Origin of the sequence: Saccharopolyspora sp. 6V (assembly GCF_020176785.1) — a bacterium.
Classification (GTDB): domain Bacteria; phylum Actinomycetota; class Actinomycetes; order Mycobacteriales; family Pseudonocardiaceae; genus Saccharopolyspora_C; species Saccharopolyspora_C gregorii.
On the sequence record NZ_JAIUKB010000061.1, the window covers coordinates 1 to 17,364 of the forward strand.

The 17,364-nt window shown below is 71.8% G+C and carries 12 protein-coding genes and 1 pseudogene; 6 read left to right on the forward strand and 7 right to left on the reverse strand.

The genetic code is table 11. The annotated features are described in order from the left end of the window. The first annotated feature begins 132 nt into the window (after window positions 1-132). Both LCD35_RS12915 and LCD35_RS12920 read left to right on the forward strand, forming a co-directional pair. Entirely contained in the window at window positions 133-1,818 is a 1,686-nt protein-coding gene (locus LCD35_RS12915; RefSeq protein WP_225044248.1) for a hypothetical protein, read from the forward strand. A 364-nt stretch (window positions 1,819-2,182) separates the two neighbouring features. Next, complete coding sequence (locus tag LCD35_RS12920; protein ID WP_224967418.1) at window positions 2,183-2,599, forward strand: nuclear transport factor 2 family protein; 417 nt, start codon at window positions 2,183-2,185, stop codon at window positions 2,597-2,599. Between the two features lie 710 nt (window positions 2,600-3,309). On the opposite strand, the gene LCD35_RS12930 is transcribed toward LCD35_RS12920, so the two are convergent. From LCD35_RS12930 to LCD35_RS12945, 4 genes and pseudogenes are all read right to left on the reverse strand, one after another. Further along, entirely contained in the window at window positions 3,310-5,388 is a 2,079-nt protein-coding gene (locus tag LCD35_RS12930) for a tetratricopeptide repeat protein (RefSeq protein WP_224967416.1), read from the reverse strand. Between the two features lie 121 nt (window positions 5,389-5,509). Next, window positions 5,510-5,839, reverse strand: a pseudogene (locus LCD35_RS12935) (CocE/NonD family hydrolase C-terminal non-catalytic domain-containing protein); the annotation flags it as partial. A gap of 12 nt (window positions 5,840-5,851) precedes the next feature. After that, window positions 5,852-7,057: a CocE/NonD family hydrolase gene (locus tag LCD35_RS12940; protein ID WP_225044249.1), complete on the reverse strand. Its 1,206-nt coding sequence runs from the start codon at window positions 7,055-7,057 to the stop codon at window positions 5,852-5,854. Between the two features lie 160 nt (window positions 7,058-7,217). Further along, window positions 7,218-7,859: a DUF6801 domain-containing protein gene (locus tag LCD35_RS12945; RefSeq protein ID WP_224968744.1), complete on the reverse strand. Its 642-nt coding sequence runs from the start codon at window positions 7,857-7,859 to the stop codon at window positions 7,218-7,220. 490 nt (window positions 7,860-8,349) lie between these two features. Here LCD35_RS12945 and LCD35_RS12950 point away from each other — a divergent pair, with 490 nt between their 5' ends. Further along, window positions 8,350-8,874, forward strand: coding sequence for an ATP-binding protein (locus tag LCD35_RS12950; protein WP_224962445.1), 525 nt, complete (start codon window positions 8,350-8,352; stop codon window positions 8,872-8,874). Window positions 8,875-9,005: 131 nt separating this feature from the next. Next, window positions 9,006-9,650: a helix-turn-helix domain-containing protein gene (locus tag LCD35_RS30465; RefSeq protein ID WP_224962447.1), complete on the forward strand. Its 645-nt coding sequence runs from the start codon at window positions 9,006-9,008 to the stop codon at window positions 9,648-9,650. A gap of 5 nt (window positions 9,651-9,655) precedes the next feature. Here the strand turns inward: LCD35_RS30465 and LCD35_RS12960 are convergent, their stop codons facing one another. After that, window positions 9,656-10,231 carry a helix-turn-helix transcriptional regulator gene (locus tag LCD35_RS12960; RefSeq protein ID WP_225044250.1) on the reverse strand — a complete coding sequence of 192 codons (576 nt, stop codon included), beginning with the start codon at window positions 10,229-10,231 and terminating at the stop codon, window positions 9,656-9,658. A 570-nt stretch (window positions 10,232-10,801) separates the two neighbouring features. On the opposite strand from LCD35_RS12960, the gene LCD35_RS12965 reads away from it, so the two are divergent. Together LCD35_RS12965 and LCD35_RS12970 are read left to right on the forward strand one after the other, a co-directional pair. Then, entirely contained in the window at window positions 10,802-14,833 is a 4,032-nt protein-coding gene (locus LCD35_RS12965) for an AAA domain-containing protein (protein ID WP_225044251.1), read from the forward strand. A 1-nt stretch (window position 14,834) separates the two neighbouring features. Beyond that, complete coding sequence (locus tag LCD35_RS12970; RefSeq protein WP_225044252.1) at window positions 14,835-15,680, forward strand: hypothetical protein; 846 nt, start codon at window positions 14,835-14,837, stop codon at window positions 15,678-15,680. A 2-nt stretch (window positions 15,681-15,682) separates the two neighbouring features. Here the strand turns inward: LCD35_RS12970 and LCD35_RS12975 are convergent, their stop codons facing one another. After that, a complete protein-coding gene (locus tag LCD35_RS12975; RefSeq protein ID WP_224968752.1) occupies window positions 15,683-15,958 on the reverse strand; it encodes a hypothetical protein in 276 nt (91 codons plus the stop codon). A 57-nt stretch (window positions 15,959-16,015) separates the two neighbouring features. After that, on the reverse strand, window positions 16,016-17,218 hold the full coding sequence (locus tag LCD35_RS12980; protein WP_225044253.1) for a helix-turn-helix transcriptional regulator: 1,203 nt from the start codon (window positions 17,216-17,218) through the stop codon (window positions 16,016-16,018). Window positions 17,219-17,364 lie beyond the last annotated feature (146 nt).

The window sequence follows — 17,364 nt, forward strand, 5'->3', positions numbered from 1 at the left end:
CCGCGACTCCGCGACTCCGCGACTCCGCGACTCCGCGACTCCGCGACTCCGCGACTCCGCGACTCCGCGACTCCGCGACTCCGCGACGGCCCCTCCTAGCGCCGGGTGGTCGACGCCGGGCAGCATGGGCCGGTGCTCACTCGATCACCGGACGACACCGTGACGCGTGAGCCGCGGCGCGGCCGGGTCGCCGCGGACGAGCCGGAGCACGGCACGTTCGGCCCGGTGCGCACCGTGCTGGTCATCGCCCGCACCATCACCTCCACCGCCCGCCTGCTGGACGCGCTGCGGTTCTTCCGGGACGACTTCCGCGTGGACCTGGTGTTCACCGTGAACGACACCTCCCCGCACAGCGGCGGCGCGCTGGAGCTGCTGCGCGAGGCGCGCGCCGAGCGGATCGTCCCGTGGTCGGCGGTGCACGACCTCCCGTACGCGCTGGCGATCTCGGCGAGCGAGAACATCGACTTCGCCGAGTTGGACCTGACCCGGCCGGTGGTGGTGCTGCCGCACGGCATCGGCTTCAACAAGCACGTGCACGACCCGAAGACCGGCGGGACCAGGCTGGCGGGCCTTCCGCCGGAGTACGCGCTGCGCAGCGGGAAGGTACTGCTGACGCTGGCGCACGAGTCGCAGCACCGGCAGCTGGCGGCGGTGCGCCCGGAGGTCGCGGGCAACACGGCCGTGGTCGGCGATCCGACCTTCGACCAGCTGCGCGCGAGCCTGCCACTGCGGGACCGGTTCCGGCGGGAGCTGGATCTGCGCGGCCGCAGGCTGGTGCTGCTGAACTCGACGTGGGGCGAGGAGTCGGCGCTGGGCCGATCACGGGAGCTGGCCCGGCGGTTGTGCGCGGAGCTGCCCGCCGACGAGTACCGGGTGGCGCTGGCGATGCACCCGAACATCTGGTCCCGCTACGGCGATCTGCGGGTGCGGACCTGGTTCGCGGACGCGCTGGACGCGGGATTGCTGCTGCTGCCGCCGGACGGGGGCTGGCAGGCGGCGCTGGTGGCCGCGCACCAGGTCGTCGGCGATCACGGCTCGGTGAGCCTGTACGCGGCGTGCTTGGGCAAGCCGCTGCTGCTGGCATCGGTCGGCGCGGAGAGCGTGCCGGGCACGCCGGTGGCGGCGTTGGCGGACACCGCCGAGCACCTCGACGTGACGGGGGACCTGCGCGAGCAGTTGGACGGGTCGTGGCGGACGCACGCACCGGCCCGGTTCGCCGAGCTGCCCGGGCAGGTGTTCGCGCACCTCGGCGAGGCGACCGGGGTGCTGCGGGAGGTGCTCTACCGCTTGCTGGAGCTGCCGGTCCCGGCCGGGGAACCACCGCTGCTGCAACCCGCGACCCCGCGGCCGTACCGGCGGGAACCGGCCTCGTTCGAGGTGTTCACCGAGTGCACCGGGCCGGGCCGGATCGCGGTGCGGCGGTATCCGGCGGCGGTGCGCCGGGCCGATGCGCCGGTGCGGGAGTCGGCGGTGCAGCGGCATCTGGCGGTGCGGGAGGACGAGCCGCGGCTGCTGCGGCACCAGTCCGCGGCGGTGCTGGTGCGCGAGGGGACGTGCGCGGACGAGGCCGCGGCGCTGACCTGGACCGACCAGGCCCGGGCGGAGTTCCCGGGCGCCCGGGTGTGGCTGGCCGCCCACCCGAACGGCATGACCGCCGCTGTCCGGAACGGACGGACGATGCGCCTCTCCGCCCCCGGCGCCGACCCGATGCTGGTGGCATCGGCCGCGCACGCCATCGTCCTCAATGGACTCACCAGTGGCGACTTCACGATCTCCTGCGGTGCCGAGGAATTCCGGCTGACCGCCACCGAGCGCTGACCCGGTACGCGGGCTCGGAGCCACGACCGGCGGAGCCCGGCCAGAACAAGAGGCTCACGGGTGCACCCACCCTCTCTTCCCAGCCGGAGGGGCACGGTTCGCCAAACGATGCCGGCGGCGAGCGGCCGTCACGGTTCCGGTCGAGTTCACGGGTGTCCACCGGGACGTCAGCGGTCGGACCACCGCGCCTCAGGGCAACGCGGCCGGGCGAGCGGTCGCGCTAGGCGGTTTCGCTGAGGCCACTGGTCAGTTCGTGGCTGAGGAGCCTTGACACGGGCTGGGAGCCGTGTGCACCGTTCCCCCGGCTCGTCCGAGCCAGCCGAGCTAGGGCCCACAGCATCCCTTCTCCACATGAGGTCGTCCCATGAATCATCTCGCCGATCGTGCCGCCATCCACGATCTCAACACTCGTTACGCGGTTGCTTTCGACGGCTTCCGGCTGAATGAGTCCGCTGACTGCTGGGCCGAGGATGGCGTCCTCGACGAACGCGAGACCGGCTTCGGCCTGTTCCAAGGGCGCGAGGCGATACGCGACTTCTTCCGCGACTCGCTCTTCGCCCATGCCCGCTACGTCATCCACGTCATGTTCAACCACCTGGTGACGGACATCGAGGGCGACCGCGCGACGGGGAGTGTCTTCTGCCTCGTGGAAGTGGTGAAGAACGACGGCGGCTACGTTCGTTCCCACGTCAAGTACGAGGACGACTACGTTCGCGTGGACGGACAGTGGAAGTTCGGCAGCCGCGTCATCAAGCCTTCCTTCCCGGGTGCCCCGGTGTGAGCCCTGGAAGTTCGATTTGGATCGCCTTGCGGACCACAGGAAGATGCCTGCCATGTGGAGTCCGGCCAGGTATGTGGTCGCGGTCTGCTCAAAGCGGGTGGCGGGACCGCGCCACTGCTGCAAGCGGTTGATGCACCGTTCGACGGTGTTGCGCTGCTTGTACGCCTCGCGGTCGAAGGCGGGGGTTGCCCCCTCGGCTGCCGCGCCACAGTCGGTGGCCTTGCCGGCCCGCCGGGACAGGGATCACCGCCCGGATACCGCGCTTGTCCAGGTACTGGCGGACACGATCGTGGAGTCCACCGAAACCGAGGCAGGCTGCGGTTGTGGGCCGTCGACGGCACCTGGAAGCGGGTGTTCACCGCGTTGACGACCCAGGCCGACGCGGACGAAGACCTCAACTGGGTCACCGTGAGGTGGCCGACGTGATCGCCTTCAAGATCTAGACCGGCACGCAGCAGGGCCGCCCGCCAGAGGAGTACGGCAACTGGCGGAGTGTCCGGTCCGATCCGCGTCCACTGCGCGTCAGTCAGCGGCATACCCGGGCCGACGACTGGCTGATCCGAACGAAACCGCCTAGGCGTGGTGGAGCCGTCGGTGCCGAACAGGCCCTGCGGTGCGCCGGTTGCGGTGGTGGTGCGATCGTGCCGGGAAGGCGGGCAGCCCCCGGGATTCCGCCGTCCGCCGCACCGGACGGATTCGAAGCCGGGCGGTCAGCCCAGCGCGGCCAGTGCTTCTCGCACGCCGCCGGCGCGGGGGCTGCCGTACCGCTCGTAGACGGCGAGCGCGGCGCGCAGGTTCTCCTGCTGCAATGCGGCATCCCCGCTGGTGGCGGCGACGTCGGCGAGCGCTTCCCGCGCCTGCGCCGCGTAGTAGTGGTCCTCCCCCGCAGTGAGCACCGCGATGGCGTCGCGCAGCGCCGCGGTGGCGTCGTCGAGCGCGCCGAGGTGCGCGTGCGCGGTGCCGATGGCGGCGAGGGCGCGTCCGGCCATCCGCTCGTCCGGCACCGCCCTGATCAGCCGCAGCGCGTCCCGCAGCGTGTCGAGCGCTCGCGCGTGCTCGCCGAGGGCGTCTTCGGCGCAGCCGAGGAAGTAGCCGACGAAGGCCCGTCCGCGCGCGTCCTCGGCGGCGGTGAACAGCTCGATCGCCCGCCGGTAGTCGAGGACGGCGGCGGCGGGATCACCGGTGGCGTCGTGGTACCGCCCGACGAGTTCGTGCACGGAGGCCGTGAGCCGCGGTTCCCCGATCCGTTCGGCGACCGGCAGCGCGGCGTCGAGTTCCGCACGCGCGCGGTCGAGGTGGCCGAGGTCGGTGAACGCGCGGGACGCGAAGCTGCCCAGCCGCGCGGCGGCGTCGGGACGGTCGTCGAGTTCGGCGGCGCGCACCCCGAGTTCGGTGGCGCCGACCCATTCCAGCAGGTGCCGCCGGTTGACGTAGAGGGCGGTGAGCGCTTCGGCGAGCTGCCAGGCCTCCCGGTTCAGCCCACCGTCCACAGCGGACCGCAGCACCGCGGCGAGCGCGCCGCGTTCCGCGTCCATCCAGGCCAGCGCGTCCTGCTTGGCGCGGTCCCCGGTGAACGGCTGCTGCTGCCCGGCGAGCAGCTCGGCGTGCTTGGTGATGCGCAGCCGGCCGGCGCCGAGCACGGCGAGGTCGGCGAACGCGGCCCGGTGCAGGCAGTGCCGCACGATGCGCCGCAGCCCCGCGGCCCGTTCGTCGGCGGAGTCGTGCCGTTCGGCGAGGGCGCGGGCGTGCGCGCGCACCAGGTCGTGCATCCGGTACCGGCCGTCGCCCTCGTCGACGACGAGGTGCGCGTCGACCAGTTCGTCCAGGTCCCGGTACGTGCGACCAGGTCCGGCGGCGGCTTCCGCGAGGTCGCGGCCGAATTCGCCGACCGGCAGCAGCGCCAGCCGCCGGTACAGCTCGGCGGCCTCGGCGGGCAGCATCTTGTAGGCGACGTTGAACGGGGAGGTCAGACGCGCGCCGTCGGCCCGGGTCTCGGCGACGAGTTCGGCGACCCGCAGGCTCGGGTGCTTGCGGAGCGCGGCGGCCATGGACCGCAGCATCTCGGGGAATCCGCCGCAGAGCCCGGCGAGTTCGCGCATCGCCGCGGGTTCCTGCTCGGCGCGGCGCGCCCCGCACAGCGCCTGCATCAGGTCGCTGCCCGCCTCGTCGGTGAGCGGGTCGATCTCGACGACGGAGGCCTCGTCCAGCAGCAGTTCGCTGAGCCGCCGGTTGCTGGTGACCAGCACGGAGCTGCCGGGCGCGTTGGGCACGAACGGTTCGACCTCGGCGGGTTCGGCGACGTCGTCGAGCAGCACCAGCAGCGGTTTCCCGCTGGTCCAGGTCTGGTAGAGCTCGGTGCGCCCGGCGAGCGTCGGGGGCATCGCCTTGTCCTGCACGCCGAGCCGCCGCAGGCAGTCGCCGAGCGCGTCGCTGATCGCCGCCCCGTCGGCGCCGCGCAGCGTCCCGAAGTCCACGAACAGTTCGCCGCCCGGGTACGCGTCGACCTCGCCCGCGACGTGCCGGGCGGTGGCGGATTTGCCGACGCCGGGCAGCCCGGTGAGCATCACGATCTTCGAACCGCGGGTGCCGTCGCTGTGCGCGAGGTGTTCGCGCAGCCGCGCGCGTTCCCGCTCCCGGTTCACGAAGTCGCCGGTCAGCGGCCGGATCTCGTGCGGGGTGCGCGCCGGATCGGTGCCGAAGTAGTTGTCGCCGTAGTGCGCGCCCGCCTGCACCACGGGCCCGCCGACCGTGCCCGATGCGGAATTCGCGATCTCCGGCCCGTCGCTCATGCGCCCATCCTCATCACCCGGCGGTAGTCGGCACCCCACCGTACGCGACCGCCTAGCGCCCGAGGGCGAACTCGGCCGGAGCGACGAGCCGGAGTTCGCGCCCGCCCAGGTTCCGCACGGGTCAGGCGAGGGGGACGTCGAGGGTGGCGGGGGTGGTGAGCGTGGTGGTCGGGCCCGGGGGTTCGGTGGCGTAGCGGGGGTCGACGGTGTCGACGACGAGGGCGAGGCGGTGGCCGGCGGGGACGTGCCACAGCGCGGGTTCCAAGGAGAGGTCGACCGCGCGGGGTTCGCCGATCGTGCTGCGGCGCAACGTGATCGGCTTGTGGGTGATGAGCTTGCCGCCGCCCGCCGGGTCCACGTCGTAGAGGTAGCCGACCAGCGAGGTCGTCTCCGCGCGGGGGACGACGGTGGCGTGCAGCGTCGCCGCTCCCGCGACGGTGACGCCGGTCGGGTAGGGCTCGGTCTACCACACGCCCGCCGCCGCGCGGTCGAGCAGCCCGACCGGGGCGAGCGGCGGGATGCCGGTGAACTGCTGGAGCAGCCCGTTGACGAAGATCGTGCCGCTGTCGGCGGCGGTCGGGACGCCGGTGCGGACCTCGCGCCGCCACGCCGGTTGCGGCCGGTCGGACAGCAGCCCGGAGGCCGCGAGGTGCCGGGTGTCGACGGTGCCGGTGACCGACTCCCAGTCGGGGTGGTCGCGCCACGTGCCGCCGCTGATCGGCGCGAGCCGCACCGGGTTCTCGGTGTCGACGCCGTTGTCCGCGCCGCGCAGGTGGTGGTCGAACCAGCGGCGGGCGGCGTCCCACACGTCGTTGGGGAGCCCGGCGGCGCCGAACAGGTCGGGGGTGGCGTGGTCGCCCGGGGACAGCAGCAGGTGCTTGGGACCGGTGAGCCGCCGGTAGAGGCCGGTGATCTGCCCCGGCTGGAACAGCGAGTCCTCCCACGCGTTCGCCAGCAGCACCGCGGTGCCGTTCGCGTTGAGCCGGTCGACCTCGCGCAGCGGGGACCGGTCGTCGCCGAGGTGCAGCACGTCCTCGACGCGGTCCTCCCGGTAGGCGCGTTCCAGTTCCCGCAGCTCCGGGCCGAACCGGCCGGTGACGTGCCCGACGGCGAGCAGCGCTTCGGCCGCCTGGGTGCTGACGGTCTCGTTCGGGTAGAGGGAGGCGAGCAGGTCGCTCCAGCCGCTCATCGCCGCCACCGCCCGCACCCGCGCGTCCGCGGCCGCGGTGAGCACGCTGATCCCCGCGCCGTAGGAGATGCCGCCCATCCCGATCCGCGCGGGATCGGCGCCGGTGTTCGCCAACGCCCAGTCGATGACCGCGGAGGCGTCCCCGACGTCGGCCGGGCCACCCACGTCGACGGCTCCGCCGGAAGCGTAGAAGCCGCGGGCGGTGTAGGTGACCACCACGTACCCGGAGTCGTAGGCCATGCCTGCGGCGGCACCGACGTACTCGATGTTCGGCGTCGCCCAGCTGGCGGGCATCACCAGCAGCGGGAACGGGCCGTCGCCGCGCCCGGTCGGTTCGATCACCTTCGCCTCCAGCGGGACGCCGTCGGCACCGGGCACGGTCCGGTGCGTGATCGCCACCCCGGGGGCCGCGGCGGCCACCGGAGGGGCGAGCAGCGCGGCGGCCAGCACGCTGGTCGCCAGGACGAGCAGACGTCGCACGGTGGGCTCCTCTCGGGTGATCCGCGGCACAGCGCACCAGTGAACCGCACCGCGAGGCACCGATTCGGTTCAGCTCGGCGAATCCGCGCCCAACCGAGATCGAGCGCGGTCGCCGGTCCCGGAACCCCGGGGCGGTCGGCACCGCCCGGGGGTCTGCGGGTCAGCTGCGGTGGGCCACCGCGGCCTCGGTGACCGCGACGGTGCCGAGCACCAGGTCCTGCCCGGGGTCGACGGTGCAGGTCAGGTCGAACGTGCCGAGCAGGGTGCCGGAACCGTCCGCCTTCTTCGGGGTGAGCTTCGCGGTGAAGGAGTCCGCGACCGACACGGTCGCCGCCCCGGCCGCCGCGGGCGTCACCGCGGGCACCGGGCCGGCGGCGGTGACCACCAGCGGGCCCGAGTCGGGGATGGGCGTGCTGGGCACCGGCAGGTCTTGGATCACCACGTCCTGCGCGGCACCCGCCCCGTCGGTGACCACGGCGGTCACCGTGGCGGATCCTTCGACGGTCGCCGCGCCGACCAGGTCGAACCCGTTCACGGTGTCCTCCGGGACGGTCACCGCCGCGCTGAAGTCGGTGGCTTCGATGGGTTGGCCGGCGACCGCGGAGTCGGGCAGGGTCACCGCGATGTCGGTGCTGACCGGCCCCTTGCCGATCAGCGGGAAGTCGCAGGTGTAGCCGAGCGTGGTGGTCACCGGCTCCGCCGCGGCGGTTCCGGTCCCGATCGCGGTGGCGGCCAGCGCCGCCCCGGCGACCAGGGCCGCCCCGCGTCGGGCGGTTCGAGAGCGTTCGGCGTTCAGGTGCACAGTTCCTCCAGTCTGCGCGCGGCATCGGCGCCCGAGCTGCGGACACCGCCCGGCGTTCATTTCGGACCACTAGAGAACTTCCAGCCGCCGCGCGAACGCACGAGTTCGCGCGGGACATTCCGACTGAGATGAGAAGTGCGATGCCTGGCGGGAATTTCAATTGCCACCGGACGATTCGGACGCTACCGAGGGGAATCCCCCGGCACAACGTTCCGCGTGGAAAATCCGCTGCCCGCACCGAAATTCCGGCGCACGTTGTCACCGAGCTCATCACCACCGGCGCGGCGGTGCGCACAATGGATCGATCACGAACCCTCCGCCGCACCGCACGACGGCCCTCGCCGCGTTCGGATCGTGACTGTCGCGCGGACCGTCCGGCATGACACCCTCAGCGGCAACCCTGCCGGACGCGGGAGAAAGCCAGGTTGGCAAGATACGGAGTCCGGGTGACGACTGCGGCTCGCACCGGAGCACGACAGGAAGGAACCAGGTGAACGCCGACACCGCACAGGTCGACGACCTGCGACTCATCGCCCTGCCCACCGCGATGAACTGCACTGACATCTTCGTGCGCTTCACCCTCAGCGAGTGGTCGCTGCGGCCGCTCGCGGACGAGGCCGCGCAGACCACCCTCAGCATGGTGGACGCCGCGGTGCAGGCATCCGACCCGAAATCTCCGGGATTCCTCACGATCAGGTTGCGATTGCGCGGCGATTGCCTGGTCATCGAAGTAGAGGACGAGACCCGCGGCCCCGCTCCCGCCACGTTGCAGGAATTGGAGGGGAAGCGCACCGGCGTGGAGCCGTTGCGCGGAGTCGGGAACCGCCGCTGGTGCGAACTCGCGCTGCCGCCGGGGATGAACGCCTCGGCCGTTCCGCTGCCGCGCCGCGAGAAGCGCCGCTCCCCCGCCGCCGAGGCGCTGGGCGACGAGCCGGAAGAGCTGGACCCGCAGGTGATGCAGCGGCTGCTGTCCGGGTTGAACAACGCGGGCGGCGGGCACCGCAGGCCGGAGTGAGCGGAACTCCCGGACGCGGAACGGGGCGGTCTCCGCGCCTGGGAGGAACTTCGCCCCGCTGATCCCCTCGCGCCGTTCGCGCGAGGACGGCGCAGCGCCCGAGCGCGCGGAGCGGTCCGTATCATGGGCGTGTGCCGGAAGGAGCGACCGAGGTCCGCTACGACGAGGTGTTCGTCGCCGCGGTCGGTGTGCTCAACACCCGCTGGGCGCTGCACGTCGTGCACGCGCTGAGTGCGGGCCCGCTGGGCTTCAACGAGCTGCGCAGGCAGGTTCCCGGCCCCGGCCCCAGCACCCTCAAGCAGCGGCTCTCGGAACTCGCCGACGCGGGACTGGTGCGCCGCGAGGTCCTGGACGGATCTCCGCCGCGCACCCGCTATTCGCTGACCGGACGCGGCGCGGGCCTGCGGCCGATGTTCGCGGAGATGACGGCGTGGGCGACGCGGAACGGGTTGCGCCCCACCGAACCCGGTGAGGTCTCCGGCGGCGTTCTGGGGCTGTTCCAGGAGAAGTGGGCCATCCACGTGGTGTGCGTGCTGCTGACCGGGCCGCGCGGTTTCAACGAGCTGGCGCGCGAGGTCGGGATCAGCCAGGTCACGTTGTCGCAGCGGCTCAGCGAGCTGGAGCGGCGCGGGCTGGTCGACCACGACCGCGGCGGGCGGCCCGCGACCTACTCGCTGAGCCGGGCGGGCCTGGACTTCCGCGTGGTCGCCGAGCCGCTGGTCGCGTGGGCGCACGCGCTGCACGCGCACCAGGAGCGGCCGGCCGCGCACGGCTGACCGGTTCAGCTCTCGGCGGCGGTGCGGGGCCCGGGACGCGGAGTGCGCCGGACCTGTTCGGGCACCACGACCTCGTCGCACCCGTTGAGGTAGTCCGGCGTGGTGCCCAGCAGCGCGGCGAGCCCGTCCACGATCTCGGCGCGCGGGTTCGTGTTCCGGCCGCAGGCGAGCTGCTGCAGGTACTGCGTGGAGACCTTGACCTGCCGGGAGCGGTGCAGCTGGTCGGCCAGCGCCGCCAGCGAGCACCCGCGCTGCCGGTACAGGTCGCGGAACCGCTTGCCGAGGAACTGCCCGTCGCGGCCCGTGATGTAGGCCACGGAGGTCTTGAGGAGCCCGGCGAGTTCGGCGGCGTACGGCGGCAGCAGTGAATCGGGCGCCCGGCCCAATCTCGCGATCCCGTCCCTGGACACCACGACTCCCCGCTTGCGCAGGTCACGGGCCAATTCCGGGTAACCGTAGCCGCGCTGCTCGCAGAGCAACCGGAAACGCCGCGCGCTGACGCGCCGACCACCCGACACGACGAACACCCCCAGGAAGCGCAGGGGTTCGAGCACCCCTGGCGTCCCACTGTAAGCGCTCATCCCCTTGTATTCGGCGGGCGCCACAATTTAGGCTGCTCACCAGCAGGAATCAACTCAGCCACGAACTCCGCACCGGGAGGGCCGCGGCTGGGCCTTCGGTGCGTCCGGCTCGGTCCGGTGCGCCGCGTTCCTGCCACCCGAGCCAGGGGGTCAGGGAGCGCCGCGCACGCGGTGCCGCGCCGGATGCGTTGTTCCGGGGGTGCATCGCATCCGGCGCGCAAGACCTCCGACACGTCCACTGTGGACTACTGAGGGCGGATCAGTCCGCCCTACCGCTTCGCAGTTCGGGACCCGCCTCGAATCGCCGCTCCACCGCTGCCGGCGACTTCACGAGCACTAGCACGATATCCGGAGCCATTGATCCCCGACCCCTTGCAATGCGGGTCGGACCATGCGGCACGATGCAGAAGAACCACTCGGAACTGCGCCGCACACCGCGGAATCCTCACCCTTTCAGACGATTGTCGCTGCCCCGGTGGTTCGAGATCCTGTTGGGCTCGCCGCGATCGGCGGCCCTGCACCGCGTCAGCAGGAATCAGTGCGACATTTCCGGTAGAGGAGATCCGCGGCATGCCCGCCGACCAGCACGAACAGCGCCTCGACCTCGTGCGCGCAGCAGCAGAGCAATGGGCGAAGAACCTCATCGAGTTCGGCCCGCAGAACACGCTGCTGCACTTCAAGAACACGAAGACGACGAGTTTGGACCTGTCGAATGCGAAACCCGCATTCGTGCGGGATCTATTGCTCGGAAAGCCGGTGAAGCTCAGCGCGCTGTTCGAGGATTCCGCCGCGCACAAGGACGCGAGCACCCGCGCCCGCTCGCTGCGGCGCACCATGACGGCGTTCACCGAGGAACAGGGCATCGACATCGGAAAGGTCGCGCAAGGCCTGGTCGTGGCCAAGCCCCGGCACGGTGCGACCGCGCACGCACCAGCGCGCGGCACCCGCGCTCCGCTGCTGCTGCGCTCGCTGCGGATCACCGCGCGCACGGCCGCGGAGAGCGAGTTCGTGCTGGAGACCGAGCGCGACGTGGAGATCAACCCGGTGTTGCTGCACGCGCTCGACCAGGACTACGGCCTCGATCTGGACCTGCCCGCGTTCACCGCGGCCGTGCAGGAGGTGCTGGGCGCCACCGAGGATCCGCAGGAGCAGGTCGACCGGGTGGGCGCCGAACTCGCCTCGGTCGCCGAGCGCCAGGGCGTCCCGCTCGACGTGGAACCCGCGGTGGTGTGCGGCCTGTTCAACTACGCCAAGCAGCCGATGGTCGAGGACCTGCAGCAGGCCGTGGAGCTGCTCACCGAACACGACCTGATCGCGGCGCTCGCCGGGGACCAGCCGGCGCAGGCGGAGGTGCGCGCGCAGTCCGCCGGGTACGAGGCCCCGGCCGCGGACTCGGTCGAACCGGCCGAGGAGTTCCTGGTGCAGGACGCCGACTCCTCGCAGCAGCGGGCGATCGACACCGCGCTGGCCGGGCACCACGTGCTCATCGAGGGGCCGCCGGGCACCGGCAAGAGCCAGACGATCGCGAACATCATCGCGGGTGCGGCGGCGCGCGGGAAGCGGGTGCTGTTCGTCTCGGAGAAGCGGGCCGCGATCGAAGCGGTCACCGGCCGGCTGGCGCAGGTCGGACTGGACAAGCTGGTGTTCGACCTGCACCAGCAGCGGTTGGACAAGAAGCACGTGGCACGCCAGCTGCAGGACAGCTTGGAGTCGGCGGGGCGGCACACCCGGCCCGAGGTGGCCGCCCACCACCGCGACGTGCGCAAGCGGCGCGCCGCCTTGCGCTCGTTCTCCGACGAGCTGCACCGGCCGCGCGATCCGTGGGGGCTCAGCGCGTTCCAGGTGCAGGCGAAGTTGCTGGAACTCCGCGCGCCCGCTTCGCCGCACGTGTTCTCCAAGCCGGTCCTGCAGCTGCTCGACGCCGACACCGCCACGCGCCTGGAAGAGGGCCTGCGCGGCTTCATCGACAAGGGCGGCCTGCGGGTGGTGCGGCGGGAATCGCCCTGGTGGCAGGCGGAGATCCGCAGTGCCCAGGACATCGAGGAGATCCTGCTCAAGCTGAACTCGCTGGCGACGAAAACCTTGCACGCGGGCCGGGAGAGCATGACCTCGGTGCTGCGGCAGACCGGGCTGCGGACGCCGCTGGACCTGGCGGGCTGGCAGGAGGTGCTGCACCTGCTGGGCGAGGTCAACGACAGTGTGCGCGCGTTCGGGCCGGACGTGTTCAGCACCCTGCTCGACGACTGGTACTTCGCGGTCGCCTCGCGGCGGGAACGCGCCCAGGCGGGGCACAGGCTCGGCTGGCTGACCCGCAGGCGGCTGCACAAGGAGCTCACGGAGGCCTCCACCGACGGGATCAAGCAGCGCTCGGTGCTGCACCGCAAGCTCGCGGCGGTCCGTTCCCAGCGGGATCGCTGGCAGGCGCTCGGCGATCCGGCCGGGCACCCGTCGGAGGTGACCGGGCTCGGCGAGACGATGGAGCGGTTCAACACCTTGCGCGACCAGCTCACCTCGGTGGCGCTGTTCGCGAAGCTCAGCGACGTGGAGCGCAAACCGGTCGAGCAGGTGGACGCCGAGCTCGACGAGCTGGTCGCCGATCAGGACACGCTGTGGCGGATGGAGGACATCACCAGGCTGCTCGGCGAGTTCGAACGCCTGGGGCTCGGGCAGCTGGTGCAGGACATCGCCCGCCGGGACCTCGACGGCGACGCGGCCTGGGCGTTGTTCCGGCACACCTGGTTGAAGTCGCTGCTGGACCGGTTCAAGCTGGATTCCCCCGCGCTGCGCGGTTTCACCGCCGCCGAGCACGACCGCCTCGTCCGCGACTACCGGGACGCCGACTCCGAGCACCGCGATTCCTCGGCCGACCGCGTGCTCTGGGAGGTCGGCAAGGCGTTGCGCCAGGTGCGCGACGACCATCCGGACGAGACGAAGCTGCTGCGGGAACAGGCGAACAAGAAGTCCCGGCACATGCCGTTGCGCAGCCTGGTGCAGCACGCGCCGAACGTGCTGCTGGCGCTGTTCCCGTGCTGGGCGATGTCGCCGTTGGTGGTGAGCCGGACGCTGCCCGCGCAACGGCTGTTCGACCTGGTGATCTTCGACGAGGCGAGCCAGATCCAGCCGCAGGACGCGATCGCGACGATCGCGCGCGGCAGCAGCCTGGTGGTGGCCGGGGACGACAAGCAGCTGCCGCCGTCGAACTTCTTCGGCCGGATGCTCATCGAGGACGGGGAGAGCGACGAGACGGCGCTGCAGGACTACGAGTCGATCCTGACGGCGATGCGGACGCCGATCCAACGCCAGGAACAGCTGCGGTGGCACTACCGCAGCAGGGACGAACGGCTCATCGCGTTCTCGAACCGGGAGATCTACGGCGACGGCCTGGTCACCTTCCCCGGCTCCAGCAAGGAACCGCCGGTGTCGCTGCACGTCGTCGACGGGGTGGCCTCGCCGGGCCAGGACGGATCGGCACCCGCCGAAGTGGAACGGGTCGTGGACCTGGTGCTGGAGCACGCCACGACGCGCCCGCACGAGAGCCTCGGCGTGATCGCGATGGGCGACAAGCACGCGGCGCGGATCGAGGCGAAGCTGCGCCAGGCGGTGCAGGAACGCCCGGACGTGCAGGAGTTCTTCGACGCGCAGGCCGCTCTGGACACCCGGGTCTTCGTGAAGAACCTGGAGCGGGTGCAGGGCGACGAGCGGGACGCGATCATCCTCACCATCGGCGTCGCCAAGCGCGCCGACGACAGGGTGGACGGACGCGGATTCGGACCGCTGAACCGCTCCGGCGGCGAGCGGCGGCTGAACGTGGCGGTGACCCGTGCTAAGCGGCGGATGAGCGTGGTGTGCTCGTTCCAGCCGGGCGCGCTGGCTCCTTCGGACACTGCGAACGGCACCGAGCTGCTGCGCCGGTACCTGGAGTTCGCACAGCGGCACGGTGAGATCGACCAGGTGGGGCGGCAGCTGCCGCAAGAGCTCAACGGTTTCGAAGAGGACGTCCGGCGGGCGCTGACCGAGCGGGGCGTCGAGGTCCACCCGCAGTGGGGTTTCTCCGGCTACCGCATCGATTTCGCGCTCGCGCACCGGGACCACCCGGGTCGGATGGTGCTGGCGGTGGAGGCCGACGGCGACAGCTACCACCGGGCGCACAGCGTCCGCGAGCGCGACCGGCTGCGGCAGGCGCACCTGGAGAACCTGGGCTGGCGCTTCCACCGCGTGTGGGCCTCGGCGTGGTTCGCGGACCGCGCGGGCGAGACCGAGAAGATCGTCAAGGCGTGGGAGGAGGCGATGCGCGACGCGGACGCGGAACCCGTCGCCGAGCCGCCCGCCGAGCCGGTCCGCACGTCCGGCCCCTCCCCCGAATCGCGGCGCGGGCCACGCCCGGACGTGCTGCCCGGCCAGCCGATGGACAAGTACACCGAGCGGGAGCTGATCGGGCTGTGCCGCTGGCTGCTGGCGGACGGCCTGCAGCTGGACCGCGAGGAACGCATCACCCAGGCCATGGCCGAACTGGGCAAGGCCAAACGCGGACGGGTCATCGTGCAACGCCTGACCCGCGCCGTGCAGATCGCCCAGGACCAAGCAGATCGGGAGGACCGCTGACATGTTGCCCTTGGACGACCGCACCGCCGAACGGGTCGCCGCCGTGATCGTGGACATGGGCGGGCCGTACGAGCGGAAGTCGTACGAGCTGGAACCGCTGCTGCGCCGGGCCGGGTGGACGCCCGCTCCCGAGTACGACGGGACACCGCGAGTGCCGTGGCTGGCCGAGCAGCTGATCGAGAACCGGGACGACCACGCGCGGATCGAGCGGCTGCTGTGCCGGGTGTGCGATCCGGTGGAGTACGACGATGGTCGGGTGATCGCCGAGCAGTTCCGCGAGCAGCTCAACGAGAAGCTGGACGCGGAGGGACTCGTCATCTCGCTCGTCGACGGCCGTCCGGTGCTCGGCGAGGTCGGAGCGGACGGGGCCGCGCACTACTCCGCCCCGGAGAACCTCGCAGCGCGCCTGCCGCTGCTGATCGCCAATGCGACGGCGGTCGACCGGCTGCTCAACCGCGCCCGGGAAGCGGTACTGTGCGAGCAGGTCGGGGCGCACACGATGACGATCATCGCCATCGGTAGCTTCGTGGAGGGACTGCTGTACTCGCTGTTCATGGAACGCGACGAGAAGATCCGCGAAGAGGGCTTCATCGGCACGACGGGCCGCAAGTTCAAGCCGGACAAGGCAGGGCTCCAGATCATGCTCGACACCGCGCACGAGCGGGACTGGATCCAGAGCGATGCGAAGAACTTCGCCGATCACGTCGTGGAGTTCCGGAACTTCGTCCACCCCGCTGCGGAGCTGCGGGGCGGGGTGACCTTCGACGACGACACCGTGATGATGTGCTGGGCGCCGGTGCGCGCGCTGCTCAACGACCTGGAGGAGCACCTGCCTGCGGTGTCCTGACCTCACCGGCGGCCGGGACCGCGGGGCGGCGGGCGCTCGGGGAGTTCGTCGTTGCACCGCAACCACTTCCGCGCGAGCACCCGCACGTCCTCGTCGTCGTCCCAGTCGCCGCCGGTGTGCACGGTTTCCAGCAGGTGCTCGTCGTCGTGCGAGCCGCGCCGGTCACCGGAGTGCACCGTCATCACGTGCTCCCCGCGCCCCCACCGGAACGTGTAGGACCGTCCCGCCGGGGTGCGGGCGAACACCCACGTCATCGGCAGGAACTTCTTCTTCGGCATGCCACGACGTTAGGGAGCGGAGTCCGGCATCCGGGTAGCTTCCGTACCCTCACCTGATCAGCTGACCTGCAGCCCCCGGGCGAGTTCGCGGGCGGCAGCCGCCTCGCCGGTGGGCGGATTCTCCAGCAGTGCGGCGGACAGTTCCCGTGCCCAGCCGTTGAACCGGGTCGTTTCCGGCGCGGTGCGGTGCGCTTCACGCAAAGTGGCCAAAGTGGACTGGCGGTCGTCCTGCTGCTCATGCGCGCGAGCGATCTCGATCAGGTGCCGTGCCCGGCGCGGCACCGAGGCGATCCGGCCGCCGCCGAGCCTGCGCTCCGCCCGCAACGCCTCGCCGCCGCGCCGCAGGTCGACGTTGATGCTGACCGCGTGCGCCCGCAGCACCGCAACGCTGAAGCTCGACTGCACGTGCCGGTATCCCGGCCCGAGCGTCCGGGCCGCGGTGTCGGCGAGGTCCCAGTACCGCAAGGCTTCGCCGAGCCGCCCCTTGCGCGCCCAGGTCAACGCGCATTCCGCGAGCAGCGCGCCGCGCATCCCGTTCCACTCGTCGTCCTCGGGTCGCGCCGCCAGCAGGCGCAGCGCCCCGGTAGCGACTTCGAGCGCTTCGTCCCAGCGTCCGGACTCGCGCAGCACCTGCACCATCGCCCAGGCGGCACCACCGATCAGCTGCGGGTCGTCCGCCTCGTGGGCTTCGGTGACCGCGCGATCGACGACGAGCCACACCAACTCGGGCGCGGGCTGGTAGGCGACGTAGAAGTTGGCCAGCAGGTGCACTCCCGCGAGCAGGCGCCGCGCCTGCCTGCGCTGCGGACCGTCCTGCGCGCGCACCGCGTCCTGCGCGTCGCGGATCAGAGCGGGTAGCAGTCGTCCGACCTTCGTGCGGTGGTCCGGCGAGGCGTGCCGGAGGGTCCACGCCGATCGCAGCCGCTCCCCCAGGTGGCTCAGGTCGATGTCACCTGCCGGTGCGCGGAACCTGCTCGTGGTGAGCGCGGTCTGCACCTCCTGGAGCGCGGAGTGCGTGTTCACGCCGTCGAGGCGGGAGACCTGAACCGGGTCGTGGTTCCCGGTGAGCTCGGCGAGATCGGCGATGTCGAGCGCCTTCGCCAGCCGGATCAGCGTGTGCAGCTTCGGGGTCTGCAGCCGTCCGGTCTCCACCGCCTTGACCCACTCGGCCGAACGCCCCACCAGACCGCCCAGCACGGGACGGCTCATGCCCGCCCGCTCCCTGGCCTGCTTGATCCGCCACGAAACGTCATCGCCCATGCACCCGAAGTATCCACGCCGCGGCGGTGCGACGGAACAACTCCGCCGAACGAGCGCTCACCCCGGCGAACGGGGGCGGGGGGGGGGGGGGGGGGGGGCGCCGGGGCGGGGGGGGCCCCCCGGGGGGGGGGGTTTTAAAAAAAATA

Bases quoted from the DNA above. Each gene is read 5' to 3' on its own strand.
- LCD35_RS12920 (WP_224967418.1), top strand. From the start codon at position 2,183: ATGAATCATCTCGCCGATCGTGCCGCCATCCACGATCTCAACACTCGT.
- LCD35_RS12930 (WP_224967416.1), bottom strand. From the start codon at position 5,388: ATGAGCGACGGGCCGGAGATCGCGAATTCCGCATCGGGCACGGTCGGC.
- LCD35_RS12960 (WP_225044250.1), bottom strand. From the start codon at position 10,231: ATGAGCGCTTACAGTGGGACGCCAGGGGTGCTCGAACCCCTGCGCTTC.
- LCD35_RS12965 (WP_225044251.1), top strand. From the start codon at position 10,802: ATGCCCGCCGACCAGCACGAACAGCGCCTCGACCTCGTGCGCGCAGCA.
- LCD35_RS12970 (WP_225044252.1), top strand. From the start codon at position 14,835: ATGTTGCCCTTGGACGACCGCACCGCCGAACGGGTCGCCGCCGTGATC.
- LCD35_RS12975 (WP_224968752.1), bottom strand. From the start codon at position 15,958: ATGCCGAAGAAGAAGTTCCTGCCGATGACGTGGGTGTTCGCCCGCACC.
- LCD35_RS12980 (WP_225044253.1), bottom strand. From the start codon at position 17,218: ATGGGCGATGACGTTTCGTGGCGGATCAAGCAGGCCAGGGAGCGGGCG.